The sequence below is a fragment of the Streptomyces sp. NPDC102259 genome (assembly GCF_044766465.1).
GTDB lineage: Bacteria > Actinomycetota > Actinomycetes > Streptomycetales > Streptomycetaceae > Streptomyces.
The window spans coordinates 112,964-131,637 of the sequence record NZ_JBIWMA010000021.1; the positions used below are offsets into that span (position 1 = coordinate 112,964).

An 18,674-nucleotide genomic window follows, 5' to 3' on the forward strand; every position below is an offset into this window, starting at 1 on the left:
CATTAGACGCCGGGCCGATCTTCCCGGCATCTCAGCCGCAGCTGATCGGATTGCAGGCTGCGGCTCCAGGATGAATGGTGTTAGTGGACCCGATGACCGCACCGGGCCGAAGCCTTCCTTCGGACGCGAGGAGCAGACATCATGCCGACGTCAGAACCCGGCGCCGCCCAGCCCTCCCCGGACCGCGCCACCCCGGACAAGCTGCTCCACACCCGTACCGGCACCGAGGTGTCGCCGGAGGACATGGTCCTCGCCACCGGCCGGGACATCACCCCGCGCAATCTCGAGTGGGCGCGGCGCAAGCTCGCCGAGGAGGGACCCAGCGCGATCGAGAAGCTGCTGCCCTAGTAATCGGGGCAATCGAGGCTCACCCTTTCGCGGCGGGCCCCGCGGCTGCCAGACTCCCGAGGATGCCCGACTTCGACATGCTCGTCCTCGGATCAGGTCCCGGCGGCCAGAAGGCCGCCATCGCCGCGGCCAAACTGGGCCGCCGGGTCGCCGTCGTCGACCGCCCCGACATGGTCGGCGGGGTCTCCCTCCACACCGGCACCATTCCCTCCAAGACCCTGCGCGAGGCGGTGCTTTATCTCACCGGCCTCACCCAGCGGGACCTGTACGGACAGAGTTACCGCCTCAAGGAGAACATCACCGTCGCCGATCTGACCGCCCGTACCGAGCACGTGGTCGGGCGGGAGATCGATGTCATCCGCAGTCAGCTGTCCCGCAACCACGTCGCCCTGTTCGCCGGCACCGGCCGGTTCGTCGACGCCCACACCGTCGCGCTGCGCGAGATCACCGGACAGGAGAGGCTGATCAGCGCGGACCACATCGTGATCGCCACCGGGACGCGGCCGGCCCGGCCGGACAGTGTGGAGTTCGACGGGCGGACCATCCTGGACTCCGACAACGTCCTGACGATCGAGCGGGTCCCGCAGTCCATGGTGATCGTCGGGGCCGGTGTGATCGGCATGGAGTACGCGTCCATGTTCGCCGCGCTCGGCAGCAGGGTCACGGTGGTGGAGAAGCGGGCCGGGATGCTCGACATGTGTGACGTCGAGGTCATCGAGTCGCTCAAGTACCACCTGCGGGACCTGGCGGTGACCTTCCGTTTCGGGGAGACGGTCGCCGCCGTGGAACGGCATGCGCGGGGTGCGCTGACCGTGCTGGAGAGCGGCAAGAAGATCCCCGCCGACGCGGTGATGTACTCGGCGGGGCGGCAAGGCCTGACCGACGATCTGGACCTGGACAAGGCCGGGTTGGCGGCCGACCGGCGCGGCCGGATCGAGGTCGACGAGCACTACCGCACGCCGGTTCCGCACATCTACGCCGTCGGCGACGTCATCGGTTTCCCGGCGCTCGCGGCGACGGCGATGGAACAGGGCCGGGCGGCCGCGTACCACGCGTGCGGCGAGCCCGTCGGGCAGATGCACCACCTCCAGCCGATCGGCATCTACACGATCCCGGAGATCAGCTTCGTGGGGCGGACGGAGGACCAGCTCACCGAGGAGAGCGTGCCGTTCGAGGTGGGCATAGCCCGCTATCGCGAACTGGCCCGCGGGCAGATCATCGGCGACGCCCACGGCATGCTCAAACTGCTGGTCTCGCCCGGGGACCGGAAGCTGCTCGGGGTGCACTGCTTCGGCACCGGAGCCACCGAGCTGATCCATATCGGGCAGTCGGTGATGGGCTGTGGCGGGACCGTCGACTATCTGGTCGACGCGGTGTTCAACTACCCGACGCTGGCGGAGTCGTACAAGGTGGCCGCCCTCGACGCCACCAACCGGCTACGGCAGTTGGACCGCATCGGCGACTGAGGGCGGTGGGCCGACCCCCGGGGCGGACCGGGGGCGCTCACTCCTCGACGATGTGGACGGCGGCCTCCTCGGCGCCCGCGGCCCCGCCGTCGATGCCCACGTCCTGGGCGATCTCCTGTGAGGTGGCGTCGGGGTGGGCGCCCTCGTCGGGGGCGACGAGCCGACCCGCGCGCCGGTCACCGACCTCGCCGTCGACGGGTTCGCCCTCGCCGTCGGGGAGGTCGCCGACGCCGTCGCCGACCGGTTCCGAGACGTCCGGGACCTCCTGGGCGAGGCGCTGGTCGAGGCTTTCGCCGTCGTGCTGTTCGGCCGCGGTGGTGCCGTACTTGGTCACGCCGAGCGGCTTCTCCGGCGGGGAGTAGCCCTCGTCGAGGGTGTCGTCGTAGGTGCGTTCCCCGACGGCGTCCTGGAGGTCGAGCGGGGCGGCGTCCTGCTGTTCCTCGTTCGTTCCGGTGGGCTGGTAGACGTCGTCGCCCATCGCCTCGGACTCCGTACCCATGGGTTGCTCCTTCGCCGTCGGGGGCTGTCGTCTCCCCGTCCGCGTTTCCCGTGCGGCCCACTCCAATCACGGCACATGCCGGCCGCACGGGCGGGGGCGGAACTTACCCATCCGTCAATCTTGAAAGCTCAATAGTTGGGGCTATAGTCACTCGCACACTCGGTGTGACCGTCCGCGAACACAGTGCTGGGATGGTCCCCTCCGCGCCTTTCTCCGCCGACGTCCCCGAGGTCATCCCCTCTCGACGCGCGGCGGCGCTTCACCCTCACCCCCATACGCCGCCGGGTCGTCCCCGCTCGGGCGGCGTGCACGACGGAAAGCAGCGCAACCATGAGCAACAGCACCGGAAGAGGCCTTCAGGCGAACGTCCTGGGCACCTTCGACACGGTGGTGATGGCGGTCGCCGGCAGCGCGCCGGCCTACTCCATCGCCGCCACCACGGCGGTCCTGGCCGGCGCCGTGGGCCTGGCCGGACCGGCGGCGCTGCTGTACTGCGCGATACCCATGCTGGGCATCGCGCTGGCCTTCAGCCGACTCAGCCGGATCGACGTCAACGCGGGCGCCAGTTACTCCTGGGTGGGGCGCACGCTCCACCCCTTCCTGGGCTTCATCAGCGGCTGGGCACTGGTGATCTCGGCGACCATCTTCATGGTGGCGGGCTCGCTGCCGGCCGGCTCGATGACGCTGGCCCTGTTCGACGAGGGCCTCGCCGACGACACCGCACTGTCGACCGTCGTCGGCGCCGCCTGGTTCCTGATCATGCTGGCGGTGGTGCTGGGCGGGGCCCGGCTCACCGTGCGCGCGCAGTTGGTCATGTCGGGTGTGGAGCTGGCGATCCTGGCGCTGTTCGCGGTGCTCGCCCTGTTCCACACGGACAACTCGCTGCCGTTCGACTGGTCCTGGCTCGGATTCGGCCACTTCGACGGGGTGTCCGGCTTCGCGTCGGGCGCGCTGGTCGCCGCCTTCTACTACTGGGGCTGGGACGTGACCAGCAACCTCAGCGAGGAGACCCGCGACAGCCGCCGCACGACGGGCCTGGCGGGGCTGATCGGGGTGGGCATCGTCTTCCTCCTCTTCGAGGTCTTCACCATCGCGGTGAACGTCATCCTGAGCTCGCACCAGATCGAGGAGAACGGCGCGAACGTGCTGGGGGCGCTGGGCGAGGAGGTGTGGCCGGGCTGGGGCGGCAAGGTGCTGATCGTGGCCGTGATGCTGTCCACCGTCGCCACCCTGGAGACGACCCTGATCCAGGTCACGCGCTCGCTGTTCGCGATGGGCCGGGACCGTACGATGCCGTCCGCGCTGGGCCGGGTGCACCGCACCTGGAACACGCCCTGGGTGGCGATCGCGGTGGTGGGCGGGGTGGCACTGGTGCTGTTCGTCGCCTCCAACGCGCTGGGCTCGGTGGGCGACATCCTCGCCGACGCCATCTCGGCGATCGGCCTCCAGATCGCCGTGTACTACGGGCTGGCGGGGCTGGCGGCGGTCGTCGCCTACCGCAAGACGCTGCTGAAGTCCCCCTCCGACTTCCTCCTCGGCGGGCTGTGGCCGCTGTTCGGCGCCGTGTTCATGTTCTGGATCTTCGTGGAGTCGCTCGGTGAGCTGAACCCCGCGGCGGTCGCCATCGGCATCGGCGGACTCGCCGTGGGGCTGGTGCCGATGCTCTGGTACTGGCGGCAGGGCAGCGACTACTACCGGCCCGCCCGACTGGACGCCTCGCGCACCGTCGAGGCGGACTACGTGCCCGAGGGGCGTCCGGCGACGCACTCCGCCGGCCACGAGGGTCTCTCCACCGACTTCTGAGAGGGGACCCGATGGCGCGCGACCGCTTCGCTCCCGACTTCGACCCCGACTGCGGGGACGCTCCCCTCTCCTCCACCCGGCACGACATCGTCATCGGCCGCTGGCAGGGCCTGCGGGACCTGCTGCGGGCGACCGGCCCCGACTGGCTCGCCCGCGGCCACCGGGTCCGGCAGCTGGCGCAGGCCTGCGCGGGCAGTTCGACGGTGGAGACCTGGCTGGCCGCCGAGCCGCACAGCGCCGACGCGCTGGTGCTGCGGGCGGCCACGGAGACGGCCCGCGCGTTCAACCTGGCGATCACCGCGGGCCGTGGCGTGCCGATCGACCGGGCCCGGGTCGACGGCGCGGTGCTGGCCTGTCTGTCCGCCGCCGAGGCGTTCCTGGACGACCCGACGCCGTGGACCTCGCTGATCTCGGTCGCCCGCCTCTATCCGGCCGGGGTACGCCGACAGGAACTGGCCCGCTGGTGGGACGAGTTGCACCAGCGGGACCCGTACAGCATGGAGGGGCACCTCCAGGTGCTGCACTACTACTCCGCCCGCTGGCACGGCTCGCACGGGCTGATGTACGACTTCGCCCGTGACGCGGCAGGCGCGGCCCCGCCGGGCTGTCCGCTGCCGGTGCTGGTGCAGTACGCCCGCGTCGAGGAGTTCCGCCACGCCCTCGACGCGCGCGAGGACCGCTCCACCGCGGTGGGCCTCGGCCAGCACTGGAACAACGACGGCGCCGTCAGCGACGTCCGCCGCACCTGGGAACGCTGGGTCATGGGCCGCAAGGAGGACGCCGTCGCGCCGGGCGAGCTGCGCGACGTCAACTACCTCGCGCACGCGGCGTGTTCGGCGGGCACCGCGGACGTGGCGACGCCGTTGCTGCGGATCCTCGGCCACCGGGTGACCCGCACGCCCTGGTCGTACACCGGCGACCCGGTCCAGCAGATCGTCAGACGGCGCAAGGAGTGGGGCATACGCGACTGAGACCGCGGACTCCCCCGCCGTACGGTCCCCGACCACCCGGCGCGCGATTACCTGGCGCGCGGTAACCGGCGGGTTCGCGGCCCTCGTCGGCGGCACTCTCGTCACGGGTGACGGAGTGTCACCGCCGACGAAGGGGGAGACCCGTGTCCGTGTCGCTTCAGGCGCTGTCCGACCAACTCACCGCGCTGCGGCCCCGGATGGAGCAGGTGAGCCTCGCCGTCCACGGGCGGCCGGAGCTGAAGTTCGCCGAGTACCACGCCCAGCAGGTGCTCACGGGCTGGCTGATCGAGTCCGGGTTCACCGTGTCGGCGGGCGCCGGCGGGCTCGACACCGCGTTCACGGCCGTGCACGAGGGAAGCACGCCCGGTCCGTACGTCGCCGTCCTCGCGGAGTACGACGCGCTGCCGGGCATCGGGCACGGCTGCGGCCACAACCTCATCGCGGCGGGTGCGGCCGCGGCCGCGATCGGCCTGGTACGGGCGCTGCCCGCGCACCCCGGCACGGTCGCCGTGATCGGCACGCCCGGCGAGGAGATGGGCGGGGCCGGGAAGGTGCGGCTCGCCGAGGCAGGGGTGTTCGACGGCGTCGACGCGGCGGTGATGTTCCACCCCTCGGACCGGTCGGCGACGACGCAGCACGCCCTGGCCGCGGCTCATCTGCGGGTGGCGTTCACGGGCCGCAGCGCGCACGCGGCGAAGTCGCCGTGGGAAGGGCGCAGCGCGCTCGCCGGCGTGCAGCTGTTCCTCAACGCGGTGGACGCGCTGCGGCAGTTCGTACCGCCGACGGCCCGGCTGCACGGGATCGTCTCGGACGGCGGGCAGGCCCCCAACGTGGTGCCGGCCCACGCGGCGGTCGACCTGTACGTCCGTGACCGGACGACCTCCGAGGCGCGGGCGTTGGTGGAGCGGGTGCGCAGGGCGGCCGAGGGCGCGGCCCTGGCGACGGGGACGCGGGTGGAGGTGTCCGAGACGGGTCCGCTGTACGCGGAGCGCCGGGACAGCCCCGTGCTCGCCGCGCACTTCGGGGCGGCCGTGCGCGCGCTGGGCCTGGACATCGCGCCCGACACCCCGGACGCGCCCGCCGGTTCCTCCGACATCGGCAACCTCTCCCAGCTCCTGCCGGTCATCCACCCGTATGTGCGGATCGCCGAGCCCGGTACGCCCGCCCACTCGGAGGCGATGGCGGAGGCCGCCGCGACGCCCTTCGCGCACGACCGCACCCGGATCGCGGCGACCGGGCTCGCCAAGGTGGCCGCCGACCTCCTCACCGATCCCGAACTGCTCGCCTCGGCGCGGGCGGAGTTCGCGGGCCGGAGCGTGGCACCGCGATGACCCCGCGTCTTCCGTCCCCTCCGTACACTCCCCGACCATGTCGGTCGTGATCGTCCTGGACGGTGCCGTGCGCGGCCGCCTCACCGTCACCGTGTCGCCGTTCGCGGAGCTGGCCGCCTGTCTGCACGTCCTGACCGAGCACGGCCACCACGCCGGCCGTACGGCGTGGGCACGGCAGGTGACCGACTCGGCGGCGCCCGAGTTCCGGGCGGGGCTGCGGCGCTTCGCCCCGCTGTGGACGGCCCTGCGCTGGCGGGGTTTCTACCCGGGCCTGGACGCCTCCGCCCCGCCGGGTCACGGCTCGCCGCCGGGCGCGCTGCCGCTGGACCTGTTCGCCGAGCTCACCGCGTACACGTGCGCGAGCGGCTACCACGGCTTCGCGTTCGGCCGGGTCCTGCGCGACCGGACACAGGCGGCCGCGCTGCGGCAGGCCGCGTCGGGGCTCGCGGAGCCGCATCTGCGGCTGGCGGAGGACCTGTTGCGGGACCCGCAGGCGCTGCGAGCGGAGCTCGCGGGCTTCGTCGAGCTGTGCCGGCGCGTCTTCTTCGACGCGCTCTGGGCACAGACCGAGCCGGCCCTCGCCCGGGCGGCCCACCGGGTACGGCAGCGGCTGGCGGACGAGGGGCCGGCGGCGGCACTGGTCTCGCTGAGCCCGTCCGGCGCGCGGGTCGCGGGCGAGGCGGCCGGCGGGCCCGAGCGGGTCGTCTTCGACAAGGTGCACCACGCGGTGGTCAGCCCGGCCCGTACGCCGCTCGTCCTCATCCCGACGCTGTACGGCGCCCCGCATCTGCTGGTGAAGAACGAACCGGGGCTGCCGCCCGTCGTCCACTTCCCGGTGGAGACGCCGGACGTGGGCGTCACGCTGGCCCGCAGCCGCATGCTGGCGCTCACCGACCCGCGTCGGGTCCGTCTGTGCCGGCTGATCGCCCGTCAGGCCATGACCACCGCCGACCTGGCGGCCCGGTTGTCGATGACCCGCCCCCAGGTCTCCCGCCATCTGCGGGTGCTTCGGGATCTCGGTCTGGTGCGGGTGGAGCGCAACGGACGCTATGTGCACTACGGCCTGGATCTCGCGGCGGTCGAGCGGCTCGGTCGGGACGTGGCGGTGGCGCTGCAGTACTGACGGAAACTCAACGGAGCTTGCACATAAGCGAGTTGTCGGAATATCGCTTGATCACCACGAAGCCGTGTGAGAGCGTACGCGCACACCTGACGCGCCGTGCAGCGCACCGATGACGGTGGTTGCCGCGCAGTCTCAGCTCCGTTTCTTCAGGGGGAAAGATCACCGAGATGAAAACACTGTCGCGTCGCCTTTCGACCGTGGCCGCCGCGGCGGCATGCATGCTCCTCGCCACCGCGACATCCGCGAGTGCGGGCACGAACTCGCCCGTCTCGGACGCGAGCAACGGGGACGGCTACGCCTACTTCGTGGCCGACGGCGACAAGTTCCTCATCCACGACAACCAGTGCGACGGCGGCACCGTCTGGGCCCAGCTGACCTGGTACAAGTCCGGCCAGGGATGGCATTTCCGGACGATCCACAACACCTCTGGATGTAACACCACGGACACGAGGCACCCGTGGAACATTCCCGAGGGTGCGGACGTGTGGGTGAGGGCCTGCGGCAGCGTGAGCGAGGGATACGTCAACACCGGCGACGGCGTGCTCAGCGCCGGTCACGACTGCGACTTCACCCAGGGCGGCCAGCGCGGCAAGGCCTGAGGCGTCGGCGAGCCTGTCCGGCAGGACAGGCTCGCCACCCCGCGCCCGGCTCACCAGGTCTTGCCGGCCTGCTCCCGGGTCGTGTGGTTGATCCGGTTGAAGAAGTTGGTCATCGCGATCTCCAGGATGATCGCGGCCAGCTGCTCCTCGCCGAAGTGGTCGGCGGCGGCGTCCCAGATCTCGTCGGTCACGCCCGCCGCTCCGTCCTGGATCCGGGTCGCGGCCTCGGTCAGCGCGAGTGCCGCCCGCTCCTCGTCCGTGAAGAAGGGGGTCTCGCGCCAGGTGACCACACTGTGCAGCCGCTGGTCGGTCTCTCCGTGCTTCTTGGCAGCCTCGACACCGGCGAACACGCACGGGCTGCATCCGTTGATCTGGCTGGCCCGCAGGTGGACCAGTTCGAGCAGGCGCGGGTCGACACCCCCTGCGTGAATCGCCTTGGCGAGGTGCTGGATCGCGGTCATCACGTCGGCGTTCGCGGGGCTCTTCATGCGTGCTTCCATCGTCCTGCTCCTTCATCGGTTACCTGTGCCCCTCCGGGCCCGTCATCCTCATGACGGAGCAGATCCAGGGAAGGTAACAACATGTCCGACACCAGCCCGACGGACCCGGCGGCCGAGGCGTTCGAGGCCCAGCGCGACCGACTACGCGCGGTCGCCCACCGCATGCTCGGCTCGCACGCCGACGCGGACGACGTGGTCCAGGAGGCCTGGCTGCGGTTCTCCCGGCAGGACCCGGCGACCATCCACAACCTCGCCGGCTGGCTGACCACGGTGGTCGGACGGATCAGCCTCGACGTCCTGCGCTCGCGCCGGGCCCACCCTGAGGCGTCCTACGACGACGGGCCGCCCGAGCTCATGGTGACAACGGTCGCCGACGGACCGGCGCCGGAGGACGACGCGGTGCTCGCCGACTCGGTCGGCCTCGCGCTCCTGATCGTCCTCGAGTCGCTCGGACCGAGCGAACGGCTGGCGTTCGTGCTGCACGACCTGTTCGCGGTGCCGTTCGACGAGATCGGCCAGATCCTCGGCAAGTCCGCCGCCGCCGGCAAGATGCTCGCCAGCCGCGCCCGCAGAAAGGTGCAGGGGACCGATTCGTCGACGATCGTCGGACGGGAGCGGCGCGAGGTCGTCCACGCCTTCCTGACGGCGGCCCGCCACGGCGACTTCGCAGGGCTGCTGCGCGTACTCGACCCCGAGGTGAGACTCGTCGTCGACACCCCCGACGGCGTGATCGTCACCCTCGGCGCCACCCAGGTCGCCGCCGGAGCGCAACTGTCCGCCGGTGCGGCCGCGCGGGGGCGAACGGTGCTCGTGGGCGGGCTTCCCGGGCTCGTGTCCTGGCGCGAGGACGGCTCTCCCCTGTCCGTCATGGCCTTCACCGTCGCCGGCGGTCGGATCACCGGCATCGCGATCATGATCGATCCGGCCAGGCTCGCCGCGATGAGTCTGCCGGAACCCGAGTGAAGTCCGTTCGCGCGAGGGCCCGTCACCCGCGCGGGCCAGGACGGCTCACGGCGTCGTCGCCTACGGGCGCGGCTCGGTGGCGTGGGGGCCGTCCGGCCTGGTGCGGCGCTGCTCGACCATCTCGTGGCTGAGCCGCTCCGTCTCCGACTCGGGCAGCCGCTCGAAGCCCTCCTCGGTGATGACCGAGACGATCGGGAAGATACGGCGGCCGAGGTCGGGGCCGCCGGTCGCCGAGTCGTCGTCGGCCGCGTCGTACAGCGCCTGGAGTGCGGCCAGGGCCGCCTCGCGCCGGGACATGTCGGCGCGGTACAGCTTCTTCAACGCCCCGCGGGCGTAAGGGGATCCGGATCCCTCGGCGTGGAAAGGCGTCTTCTCGTACAGGCCGCCCGCCACGTCGTAGCTGAAGATGCGGCCCCTGGCAGCCGGGGCGGCCGCCGTGTCGTAGCCCGCGAGGAGCGGGACGACGGCGAGGCCCTGCATGGCCTGGTCGAGGTTCTGTCGGATCATCGTGGCCAGTCTGCGGGCCTTCGCGGCGAGGGTCATGGGGACGCCCTCGACCTTCTCGAAGTGGGTGAGCTCGACCTGGAACAGCTTCACCATGTCCACGGCGAGTCCGACGGTGCCGGCGAAGGCGACGGCGGTGTGGTCGTCGGCCGGGTGCACCTTCTCCAGGTCGCGCTGCGCGATCAGGTTGCCCATCGTGGCGCGGCGGTCGCCGGCGATCAGCACACCGTCGCGGTAGCGGAGGGCCAGCACGGTCGTACCGTGCGGGAAGCTGTCCGGGGCGGCTCGGAAGCCGTCGGCGAACGGGCAGCGGGTCGGCAGCAGTTCGGGGCGGTGCGCCGCCAGGAAGTCGCTGAAGGACGAGCCGCCCGCCGTGAAGAACGCGTCCGCCGGCCGCCCGTCGTGCCCACTCTCCGCCATGCCGCTCCCCGTCGTCGCCTGAGATTCCCCCACTACCTACCAGCGCCCGGCGGCCGGGAAACACGCCGCCGGACGCCGGCCCGGGCCTCAGTGGGTGTTCGGCCCCCGGTGCGGAGGCTGGCGCGGTACCGGTCGGGCCGGGGCGGGCGGTACGGCGCGTACGACGGGGCCGTCGCCGTTCACCAGCACCTCGGCGCCGTGGTGACGGATCGTCAGGGGGGCGCCGGACAGCAGGGTGTACGCCGCCTTGTCCGGGCCGATCTCCACCCGCAGGCGGCGGCCGAGGAGTTGGACGCTGAAGGCGAGACGGCTGAACCGCTCCGGCAGCCGGGGTGCGAACCGCAGGCCCTCGCTGTCACCGCGCAGCCCGCCGAAGCCGGCGACCAGGGCCATCCAGGTGCCCGCGAGGGACGCGATGTGCAGCCCGTCGCGGGTGTTGTGCTCCAGGTCGGCGAGGTCCATCAGTGCGGCCTCGGTCGTGTAGTCGTAGGCCAGCCCCAGATGGCCGGCCTGCGCGGCGATCACCGCCTGACAGCACGCGGAGAGGGAGGAGTCGCGGACGGTCAACGGCTCGTAGTAGGCGAAGTTGCGGGCGATCTGCTCCTCGTCGAAGTGGTCCGCGCAGGTGTACATCGCCAGGACCAGGTCGGCCTGCTTGACGACCTGTTTGCGGTAGAGGTCGAAGTAGGGGAAGTTGAGCAGCAGGGGGTACTGGTCGGGGCGGGTGGCGGCGAAGTCCCACTGCTGGTATCGGGTGAAGCCCGCGTGCTGTTCGTGCACGCCGAGTTCGTGGTTGTAGGGCACGTGCACCGCCTCGGCCGCGTCCCGCCAGGCGGCGCTCTCCTCCTCGTCCACGCCGAGCCGGGCGGCCTCGCCCGGGTGCCGTGCGACGGCGTCGGCGGCGGCGAGCAGGTTCGCCCGGGCCATGAGGTTCGTGTACGTGTTGTCGTCGGCGACCGCGCTGTACTCGTCTGGGCCGGTGACGCCGTCGATGTGGAAGGTGCCGTGCGCGTCGTGGTGGCCGAGCGAGCGCCACAACCGGGCGGTCTCCACCAGCAGTTCGACGCCGGTGGCCGCTTCGAAGTCCCGGTCCCCGGTCGCCGTGACGTACCGGACCACGGCGTCGGCGATGTCGGCGTTGACGTGGAAGGCGGCGGTTCCGGCCGGCCAGTACGCCGAGCCCTCCGAGCCCTCGATCGTCCGCCAGGGGAACGCGGCGCCGCGCAGGCCGAGTTGGACGGCCCGTTCGCGGGCGGCGGGCAGGGTGTTCTGCCGCCAGCGCAGGGCCTCGGCGACGGCGCCGGGCGCGGTGTAGGTGAGCAGGGGCAGCACGAAGGTCTCGGTGTCCCAGAAGGCGTGGCCGTCGTAGCCGGACCCGGTCAGCCCCTTGGCGGGGATGGCGCGTTGTTCGGCGCGGGCGCCGGCCTGGAGCACGTGGAAGAGGGCGAAGCGGACGGCCTGCTGGATCTCCTCGTCGCCGTCGACCTCGACGTCCGCGCGGGACCAGAAGTCGTCGAGGTAGGCGCGCTGGTCGTCCAGGAGGCCCGACCAGCCGCTGTGCCCGGCCGCCGCGAGGGCCGCCTCCACCTGGTCGCTCATCGCGGGCCGGGAGCGGGCGCCGGACCAGCCGTGGGCGACGAGTTTCTCCACCCGCAGCCGCTCGCCGGGCTCCAGCACGGAGGTGACGGTGAGCCGGGCGACGTCGACGTTGCTCTCGCTGCTGACGGTGGTCCGCTCGGGGCCGGTGACCTCGTGGTCGGCGGCCACGGCGACCCGCAGCCCGCTGCGTTTCGTGCGGTGGACGAGCCGCAGCCGCCGACCGACGGCCACGTCCTCCTCCGGCTCCAGCGGTGACTTCAGGGCTCGGGCCGCGCGCGGGTCGCCGTTCGGGTCGGGCAGGCTCTCGTTGGTGACCAGCTCGGACTGGATCACCACCCGGGAGGTGCTGCCGACGGCCTCCACCTCGTAGGCGACGGCGGCCACGGCCCGCTGGGTGAGCGAGACCAGCCGGGTCGAGCGCACCCGGACCGTGGAACCGGCGGGCGAGGTCCACTCGCAGGTCCGCTCCAGGACGCCCCGGCGCAGGTCGAGCACCCGCTCGTGCGTGACGAGCCGCCCGTAGCGCAGGTCGAACGGCTCGTCGTCGACCAGCAGCCGCAGGATCTTGCCGTTGGTGACGTTGATGACGGTCTGCCCGGACTCCGGGTAGCCGTAGCCGGCCTCGGCGTACGGCAGCGGGTGCAGTTCGTGGACGCCGTTGAGGTAGGCGCCGGGCAGGCCGTGCGGTTCGCCCTCGTCGAGGTTGCCGCGCCAGCCGACGTGCCCGTTGGAGAGCGCGAACACGGACTCGCTCTGCGCCAGGACGTCGAGGTCGAGCCGTGTCTCGCGCACGTACCAGGGCTCGACGGCGTAGGACCGGTCCCTGATCACTCCCGCCCTCCCGCGTCGGCGCCGTCCGCGAGGTCCGCGAGGTCCTTCACCACGATGTCCGCGCCGTGCGTGTACAGCGCGTCGGCCTGCCCGACCCGGTCGACGCCGACGACGTATCCGAAGTTCCCGGCGCGGCCCGCGTCCATCCCGGCCAGCGCGTCCTCGAAGACGGCCGCCCTCGACGGCTCGACGCCGAGGTCGCGGGCGGCGGCCAGGAAGGTGTCGGGGCGCGGCTTGCCCGGCAGGTCCCGCTCGGCCGCGACGACGCCGTCGATCCGTACCTCGAAGAGGTGCTCGGCGTCAATCGAGCGCAGCACGTCACGGGTGTTGGCGCTGGAGGAGACGATCGCCGTCCGCAGGCCGCGCGCGCGTGCCGCCGCTATGTAGCGCAGGGTGCCGTCGTACGGCCGGACGCCCTGGGTGCGGATCTTCTCCAGGAGCAGCTCGTTCTTGCGGTTGCCCAGCCCGTGGACGGTCTGCGCGTCGGGCGGGTCACCTGGTTCGCCCTCGGGCAGTTCGATGTCCCGGGAGGCGAGGAAGGTGCGGACGCCGTCGGCGCGGGGGCGGCCGTCGACGTACTCGCCGTAGTCGTGGGCCTCGTCGAACGGCCGGAAGTCGTCGCCCCCGCGCGTGTACAGGAACGCGTCGAAGGTCTCCTTCCAGGCGGCCGCGTGCACCACGGCCGTTCGGGTGACGACCCCGTCGAGGTCGAAGAGACAGGCCTGGATCGTTTCGGGGAGACCGAGCGTCGACGTCATACGGCCCTGGTTCCCCCACATCGGGCCCCTCACCGGTGTGTCGCGCGCCACACCCGGTCAGTCGTGCGGGAACGAGTGGTGCTCGTGGGCGATGAGCCAGCGCCCGTGCTCCTTGCGCAGACCGAAGGTGAGCCGCAGCCGCAGGCTCGGGTACTCGGCGAGGTCCTCGGGCGTGCCGCAGCGCAGCAGGGCGTGGGCGTAGGCGACGTCATGACCTGCGGTGACGTCGAGGGTGTCGATGTCGAAGCGGGCGCCCTGGGCCTGCCAGACGAAGAAGGGCGGCCAGGTCGCCCGGTAGGCGGCCAGGCCCCGGATGCCCTCGTACGGCTCCGCCACGTTGTACATGACCAGGTCCTCGGCGTGCCGGTCGAGGACCGTGTCGAGGTCGCCGCGGTGGACGGCGTCGGCCCAGCGGGTGATCAGGGTGCGGATCTGGCACTCGTCGTCGGACATGGTCGTCCTCCTCTCCTTGCGACCTTGCGGGTCACCTTCCAGGAGACTGCGACACTCTGCTGTGTGCTCACTTTCGACGATCTGCTCGTACGCGCCCGTGCCCTGGTCGGGGACGGCGGCAGGCGGGCGCTCCTCGGCATCGCGGGCAGCCCCGGCTCGGGCAAGACGACGCTCGCCGAGCGTCTGGTGCGGGAGCTGAACGGCGCCGGGGAGCCCTGGGTCGCGCATGTCCCGATGGACGGCTTCCATCTCGCCGACGACGAACTGGACCGCCTCGGCCGCCGGGACCGCAAGGGGGCGCCCGACACCTTCGACGCGGCCGGGTACGCGGCCCTGCTGCGGCGGCTGCGCGAGGAGACGGACGGCGAGGACGTCGTCTACGCGCCGGGCTTCGAGCGGGTGCTGGAGCAGCCGCTCGCGGGGGCCGTGCCGGTCCCGCCGTCGGCCCGGCTGGTCGTCACGGAGGGCAACTACCTTCTCCTCGGCGCGGGCGCGTGGGCACGGGCGCGGGCCGCGCTGGACGAGGTGTGGTTCTGCGAGAGCGACGAGGACGAGCGCGTGCGCCGACTGGTCGCCCGGCACGAGGAGTTCGGCAAGCCGCACGAGGAGGCGGTGGCCTGGGTACTGAGAAGCGATCAGCGCAACGCCGAACTGGTGGCGCCGACGCGGGAGCGGGCCGACCTGGTGGTGCCCCTGCCCGTCTGACGTCCGGGTCTCCCCCGACGGGAGCACGTATCTGCTTCCGGAGGACGGGGACTGGCGGACGGGCTCCCGCCGCAGCCTGGGCGTCGTGGGGCGGCGGTTCGGCCTGTCCCTCTCCCCCGCGTTCCCCGCTGACGCCCGGCTGCCCGCGTACGCGGTGCGCGGCCCCCCGCGGACGGCGCTCAGCCGCTGACGGCGCCCAGTGCCAGCGTCGGCTCGCCGTGCGCGTCGTCCGGTCCGAGGACGGCCGTGAAGGCGTCGGTCCGTACGGTCAGGCCGTCCTCGCCCCGCTCGACCTTCACCGTGAACGGTTCCGACGAGCCGTGGCGCACAGCGAACACGTGCAGGTCGTCCGGCGCGTCCGGGAGCGGTCCCGCCTCCAGTGCCGACGAGCTGACCAGGTGGCGCCAGCCCTCGTCGGGGTTGCCGTAGCCGCGCGGGTCGGCGGCGAGGGCGAAGGCTGCCTGCTCCTGGGTGAGTTCGGCGCGCGCGTCGAAGTGCTCGGCGCCCTGCGCGCCCGGGTGCGTGAGGCGCAGGCCGCCCGGTGAGGAGACGGCGCCCTGGGCCGTGCGCCGGACCCGGTCGCCGTCGTCCTCGGCGTACGGCAGGCCGGCCAGCAGGTACGGCGTCCCGTCGAGGCGCTCCACGGCGACCGTCGTCCACAGGGTGGTGCCGTCGGTGACGTACAGGGAGCGCACGCTGCGCAGGACGTGGTCGCGGCCGACGACCGGCTTGGTGACCAGCTTGGCCGTCAGGCCGTCGGCGCGGGCGTCGCGGACCCGGACCTCGCCCATGGGCCGGCACAGCAGGAAGCCGTCGGTGACGGGGCCGAAGCCGTGCTGGCGGTCGACGGCGGCGGGCAGGTAGTAGGTGCCGGCCGCCTCGACGACCGCCGGGGTCATCCGGTCGTCGAAGGCCACCGACACGGTGCCGGCGCGCAGTTGGTGCCGGGCGGATCCGGTGGACGGCTCGCGGTGCCAGCGCGTGGTGTCCTGGATCTGCCAGACCAGCATCCACGCAAAGTGGCCGTCGACGCCGCCGTCCGCCTTGACCGCGTGCCGCGCCCAGCGGCTGTCGCCCCGGTAGCGGCCCAGGTCGGCGCCGATGCGGGCGCCGAAGTAGCGCAGCCCGAGGACGGACTCGAAGGCGGAGTGCTGCTCGCTGTAGCGGGGGCCGCCGTTGTCGAAGCCGCCGCCGGTGAGGCGGGCGTCGAGGTAGCGGGCGAGGGCCTCGCCGTCCTCGGCGAAGACCTCCTCGCCGCTGACCCGGTGGGCCTGGGCGAGGAAGGAGAGGGAGATCGGGCCGTAGTTGTTGTCGTAGGCGCCGCCGTGCTCGGGGGGCAGCAGGGCGCCCCGGTCGCGGACCCGGTGGGCGCGGATCTCGTCGGAGTACAGCGCGAGTGCCCGGGCGCGGACCGGCTCGCCGTCCTGCGGCGGGAGGTGGCGGGCCAGCATCAGGCCGCCGACCACGCAGCCGATGGCCTGGTTGCCCGCTTCCTGGGGGTTGAAGAAGGTCGCCTCGGTCAGCCAGCTCCAGTAGCCGCGCGCCACCTCCAGCAGGCCGGCGCGCTGCTGGTCCGGCACCAGGCCGTCGGCGGTGTCGAGCACGTTCACGGCCTGGAGCAGCGCCCACACCGTGCTCGGCCAGTCGCCGACGGGGTGCGCGCCGGCCGCCAGGGTGTAGCGGGCGTACGGGAGTCCGGAGCCGCGCACCCTCAGGTTCGGGTAGCCCGGGTTGTCGTCCCGGTAGACCCGCTCGCGGAGGTGGAAGGCGAGGCTGCGGCGGACCGCCTCCGGCAGCCGCGGGTCCTTGGTGCGCTGCCAGGCCAGGGCCAGCAGGGAGGTGATGCCGAGCGAGGTGTCGCCGATGTCGTCGACGCAGTCGGGGTGCTCCAGGTTGCCCTGCGGGGTCAGGCGGCGCAGCGCCTGTTCGGTGACGTCGGCGAGGACGGCGTCGTACGCCTGCGGGGTGTCGGGCAGGTCGTGCAGCGGGCCGCGCTGGTGGAGGAGGTGCACGGGAGGGGACGTGAGGTGCACGGGGATCAGTCCTTCATGCCTGGGATGGCCATGGCGTGGGTCGTCGGAGTCACACGACGGGTGCGGGCCGGCGGGCGCGCAGGGCGAGGGTCAGAGTGTGCGGGCCGAGTCCACCGATGTAGACGCGGTTCCCGGTCGTCGCGTCGGTGCCACCCACCACGGTGTGGTCCTGACCCGGGTCGTACCGCAGTACGTCACTGCGGTCCGGCCCGGCGAGCGGTTCGCCCGCCTCGACGGCGGCCTCGACCCGGATCTCGTCGTCGCCGACCCGGTAGGTCATCGGCCCGGTCGTCAGGCACCAGCGTCCGTCGCCGATCGGTACGGCGCCCGCTGTCACGCCGCCCGGGCGGAAGGTCAGTTCGAGGGCCCAGGGCACCCGTGGTCCGCTGAGGTCGATCCGCAGGTCGGCACCGTCCTCCCGCAGGTCGACCTCGACGCGGGTCGTGTGGGAGACCTCGTCCCGGGGCCGGTCCGGGAAGGCCATCGCGCCCGAGAAGCGTCCCTCGTCCGCCAGAAGGTAGGCGCCGTCGTCCCGTCGCCGGTCCGGCGGCAGCGGCTGGTAGTAGGCGGCCGTGAGGGTTTCGGTGAGCAGGTACCGGTGGGCGGCGGGCTGTCGCATGTCGGCGGCGCGGAACGGGCCCAGGTCGAAGAACCCGCGCGAGAGACGGACCGCGTCGAGGACGGCGTCGCCGGCGAACAGCCGCAGGAAGGTCGGGTTGCACGCGAGGCCCGAGCGGATGCGCCGGTGCTCGGGCACGTCGGAGCCGCCGTACACCACCGTGTGCGCGGTGGCCGAGGCGTGTGCGGCGAGGCGCGCGGTGGTGAGGTACCGGTCGCGGGGCAGGGTCTGGGCGGCCGGTGTCGGCAGGACGCGGCACAGGTCCGGGGTGAGGAGGGTCTGGGCGAGCAGGTCGGGGTCGTCGATGCCGTCTGCGGCGGCCAGCCGTGCCGCCCGGGCGAAGTCGCCCCGGCCGGTGCGGATCGCGAGCAGCCGGTAGTGCGGCAGGTAGGGCGCCAGCGGGAACGAGTGGTTCTGGTCCTGCCGTCGCGAGTGGACGGTCTCCACCGTGCCGTCCGGCCTGATGAGGTCCAGGGTGGTGACGAGATGGCGTTCGACGGCGTCCAGCAGGTCGGCGCGGCCGAGCACGTCGGCCAGGAACAGCAGCGACGGGTTGGTCACGAGGGACGCGTAGACGGCGCTGCGTTCCGAGTACAGGCCCTCCGAGTCGATGTCGACGCCCTCGGCGAGCCACTCCTCGACGCGGGCGAGCAGCCGGTCGTCGGGGAACGACCGGTGCAGCCGGGCCAGCGCCGCGCACAGCTCCCAGCGGTGGTTCGGGGTGTGCACCCCACCGGTCAGGAGACTGCCAAAGGCGGAGCCGGCGATCTCGGCGAGCGCCGCCGTGACGTCGTGCAGCTCCGGCCCCGCGCCGGCGGCCAGGACGTGCGCGTCGCACACGTCGTTGACGGTGAACGCGGAGTCCGGCGGTGACTGCACGTTGTCGCCGCCCGCGAAGAGGCCGGTGGTGGTCTGCGTGGCCCGCAGGGCGCGCAGGTGGGTCGTCGCGGCGGCGACGGCCCGCTCGCTGCCGTGCAGGGCCGAGTCCGGGGAACGGTATGCCGCGACCAGGGTCTTCACCCGGCGCGCGAGATCGCGGTGCGACACACCGGCGGGTTCCTCGTCGGGGCCGGCCGCCAGCGGGGCGGCCGGCCGGTCGGCGGCGCGGACCACCGCGCGGACGAACTCGTGGTCGAGCGCGGTGGGCAC

17 protein-coding genes are annotated in these 18,674 nt (G+C 72.6%); 9 read left to right on the forward strand and 8 right to left on the reverse strand.

Annotation, left to right across the window (positions count from 1 at the left end):
- Positions 1-141 precede the first annotated feature (141 nt).
- Both ACIRPU_RS34655 and sthA read left to right on the forward strand, forming a co-directional pair.
- A complete protein-coding gene (locus ACIRPU_RS34655) occupies positions 142-348 on the forward strand; it encodes a hypothetical protein (RefSeq protein WP_355702865.1) in 207 nt (68 codons plus the stop codon).
- A gap of 62 nt (positions 349-410) precedes the next feature.
- Positions 411-1,814, forward strand: coding sequence for a Si-specific NAD(P)(+) transhydrogenase (gene sthA, locus ACIRPU_RS34660; RefSeq protein ID WP_403874502.1), 1,404 nt, complete (start codon positions 411-413; stop codon positions 1,812-1,814).
- A gap of 37 nt (positions 1,815-1,851) precedes the next feature.
- Here sthA and ACIRPU_RS34665 read toward each other — a convergent pair whose 3' ends face one another.
- The gene (locus ACIRPU_RS34665; RefSeq protein ID WP_355702863.1) at positions 1,852-2,313 is read right to left on the reverse strand and encodes a DUF5709 domain-containing protein; all 462 of its coding nucleotides are present in this window, start codon (positions 2,311-2,313) and stop codon (positions 1,852-1,854) included.
- Positions 2,314-2,643: 330 nt separating this feature from the next.
- Between ACIRPU_RS34665 and ACIRPU_RS34670 the strand changes: the two genes are divergently transcribed.
- From ACIRPU_RS34670 to ACIRPU_RS34690, 5 genes are all read left to right on the forward strand, one after another.
- Positions 2,644-4,116: an APC family permease gene (locus ACIRPU_RS34670; RefSeq protein ID WP_403874504.1), complete on the forward strand. Its 1,473-nt coding sequence runs from the start codon at positions 2,644-2,646 to the stop codon at positions 4,114-4,116.
- Positions 4,117-4,127: 11 nt separating this feature from the next.
- Positions 4,128-5,087 (forward strand): hypothetical protein, encoded by a 960-nt coding sequence (locus ACIRPU_RS34675; protein ID WP_403874506.1) that lies wholly within the window; start codon positions 4,128-4,130, stop codon positions 5,085-5,087.
- A 143-nt stretch (positions 5,088-5,230) separates the two neighbouring features.
- A complete protein-coding gene (locus ACIRPU_RS34680; RefSeq protein ID WP_403874508.1) occupies positions 5,231-6,418 on the forward strand; it encodes a M20 family metallopeptidase in 1,188 nt (395 codons plus the stop codon).
- A 37-nt stretch (positions 6,419-6,455) separates the two neighbouring features.
- Entirely contained in the window at positions 6,456-7,541 is a 1,086-nt protein-coding gene (locus ACIRPU_RS34685; RefSeq protein WP_403874510.1) for a DUF5937 family protein, read from the forward strand.
- A 167-nt stretch (positions 7,542-7,708) separates the two neighbouring features.
- Entirely contained in the window at positions 7,709-8,140 is a 432-nt protein-coding gene (locus tag ACIRPU_RS34690; RefSeq protein ID WP_403874512.1) for a hypothetical protein, read from the forward strand.
- Between the two features lie 50 nt (positions 8,141-8,190).
- Here ACIRPU_RS34690 and ACIRPU_RS34695 read toward each other — a convergent pair whose 3' ends face one another.
- The gene (locus ACIRPU_RS34695; protein ID WP_403874514.1) at positions 8,191-8,640 is read right to left on the reverse strand and encodes a carboxymuconolactone decarboxylase family protein; all 450 of its coding nucleotides are present in this window, start codon (positions 8,638-8,640) and stop codon (positions 8,191-8,193) included.
- An 81-nt stretch (positions 8,641-8,721) separates the two neighbouring features.
- Here ACIRPU_RS34695 and ACIRPU_RS34700 point away from each other — a divergent pair, with 81 nt between their 5' ends.
- On the forward strand, positions 8,722-9,603 hold the full coding sequence (locus ACIRPU_RS34700; RefSeq protein ID WP_403874516.1) for a sigma-70 family RNA polymerase sigma factor: 882 nt from the start codon (positions 8,722-8,724) through the stop codon (positions 9,601-9,603).
- Between the two features lie 60 nt (positions 9,604-9,663).
- On the opposite strand, the gene prcB is transcribed toward ACIRPU_RS34700, so the two are convergent.
- The 4 genes from prcB to ACIRPU_RS34720 form a co-directional block, all read right to left on the reverse strand.
- A complete protein-coding gene (gene prcB / locus ACIRPU_RS34705) occupies positions 9,664-10,527 on the reverse strand; it encodes a proteasome subunit beta (protein WP_403874518.1) in 864 nt (287 codons plus the stop codon).
- Between the two features lie 87 nt (positions 10,528-10,614).
- On the reverse strand, positions 10,615-12,957 hold the full coding sequence (locus tag ACIRPU_RS34710) for a glycoside hydrolase family 65 protein (RefSeq protein ID WP_403874520.1): 2,343 nt from the start codon (positions 12,955-12,957) through the stop codon (positions 10,615-10,617).
- Positions 12,954-13,715: a beta-phosphoglucomutase family hydrolase gene (locus ACIRPU_RS34715; protein ID WP_403874522.1), complete on the reverse strand. Its 762-nt coding sequence runs from the start codon at positions 13,713-13,715 to the stop codon at positions 12,954-12,956. The genes ACIRPU_RS34710 and ACIRPU_RS34715 overlap by 4 nt, the downstream gene beginning before the upstream one ends.
- Before the next feature lie 57 nt (positions 13,716-13,772).
- Positions 13,773-14,168, reverse strand: a complete 396-nt coding sequence (locus ACIRPU_RS34720) for an SgcJ/EcaC family oxidoreductase (RefSeq protein ID WP_355702854.1) — start codon at positions 14,166-14,168, stop codon at positions 13,773-13,775.
- Positions 14,169-14,231: 63 nt separating this feature from the next.
- Here ACIRPU_RS34720 and ACIRPU_RS34725 point away from each other — a divergent pair, with 63 nt between their 5' ends.
- Entirely contained in the window at positions 14,232-14,873 is a 642-nt protein-coding gene (locus tag ACIRPU_RS34725; protein WP_403874524.1) for a nucleoside/nucleotide kinase family protein, read from the forward strand.
- A gap of 179 nt (positions 14,874-15,052) precedes the next feature.
- Here ACIRPU_RS34725 and ACIRPU_RS34730 read toward each other — a convergent pair whose 3' ends face one another.
- Positions 15,053-16,885 carry a hypothetical protein gene (locus ACIRPU_RS34730; RefSeq protein ID WP_403874553.1) on the reverse strand — a complete coding sequence of 611 codons (1,833 nt, stop codon included), beginning with the start codon at positions 16,883-16,885 and terminating at the stop codon, positions 15,053-15,055.
- A gap of 70 nt (positions 16,886-16,955) precedes the next feature.
- Positions 16,956-18,674 (reverse strand): hypothetical protein, encoded by a 1,719-nt coding sequence (locus ACIRPU_RS34735; RefSeq protein ID WP_403874526.1) that lies wholly within the window; start codon positions 18,672-18,674, stop codon positions 16,956-16,958.

Bases quoted from the DNA above. Each gene is read 5' to 3' on its own strand.
- ACIRPU_RS34655 (WP_355702865.1), top strand. From the start codon at position 142: ATGCCGACGTCAGAACCCGGCGCCGCCCAGCCCTCCCCGGACCGCGCC.
- sthA (WP_403874502.1), top strand. From the start codon at position 411: ATGCCCGACTTCGACATGCTCGTCCTCGGATCAGGTCCCGGCGGCCAG.
- ACIRPU_RS34665 (WP_355702863.1), bottom strand. From the start codon at position 2,313: ATGGGTACGGAGTCCGAGGCGATGGGCGACGACGTCTACCAGCCCACC.
- ACIRPU_RS34670 (WP_403874504.1), top strand. From the start codon at position 2,644: ATGAGCAACAGCACCGGAAGAGGCCTTCAGGCGAACGTCCTGGGCACC.
- ACIRPU_RS34675 (WP_403874506.1), top strand. From the start codon at position 4,128: ATGGCGCGCGACCGCTTCGCTCCCGACTTCGACCCCGACTGCGGGGAC.
- ACIRPU_RS34685 (WP_403874510.1), top strand. From the start codon at position 6,456: ATGTCGGTCGTGATCGTCCTGGACGGTGCCGTGCGCGGCCGCCTCACC.
- ACIRPU_RS34690 (WP_403874512.1), top strand. From the start codon at position 7,709: ATGAAAACACTGTCGCGTCGCCTTTCGACCGTGGCCGCCGCGGCGGCA.
- ACIRPU_RS34695 (WP_403874514.1), bottom strand. From the start codon at position 8,640: ATGGAAGCACGCATGAAGAGCCCCGCGAACGCCGACGTGATGACCGCG.
- ACIRPU_RS34700 (WP_403874516.1), top strand. From the start codon at position 8,722: ATGTCCGACACCAGCCCGACGGACCCGGCGGCCGAGGCGTTCGAGGCC.
- prcB (WP_403874518.1), bottom strand. From the start codon at position 10,527: ATGGCGGAGAGTGGGCACGACGGGCGGCCGGCGGACGCGTTCTTCACG.
- ACIRPU_RS34715 (WP_403874522.1), bottom strand. From the start codon at position 13,715: ATGACGTCGACGCTCGGTCTCCCCGAAACGATCCAGGCCTGTCTCTTC.
- ACIRPU_RS34720 (WP_355702854.1), bottom strand. From the start codon at position 14,168: ATGTCCGACGACGAGTGCCAGATCCGCACCCTGATCACCCGCTGGGCC.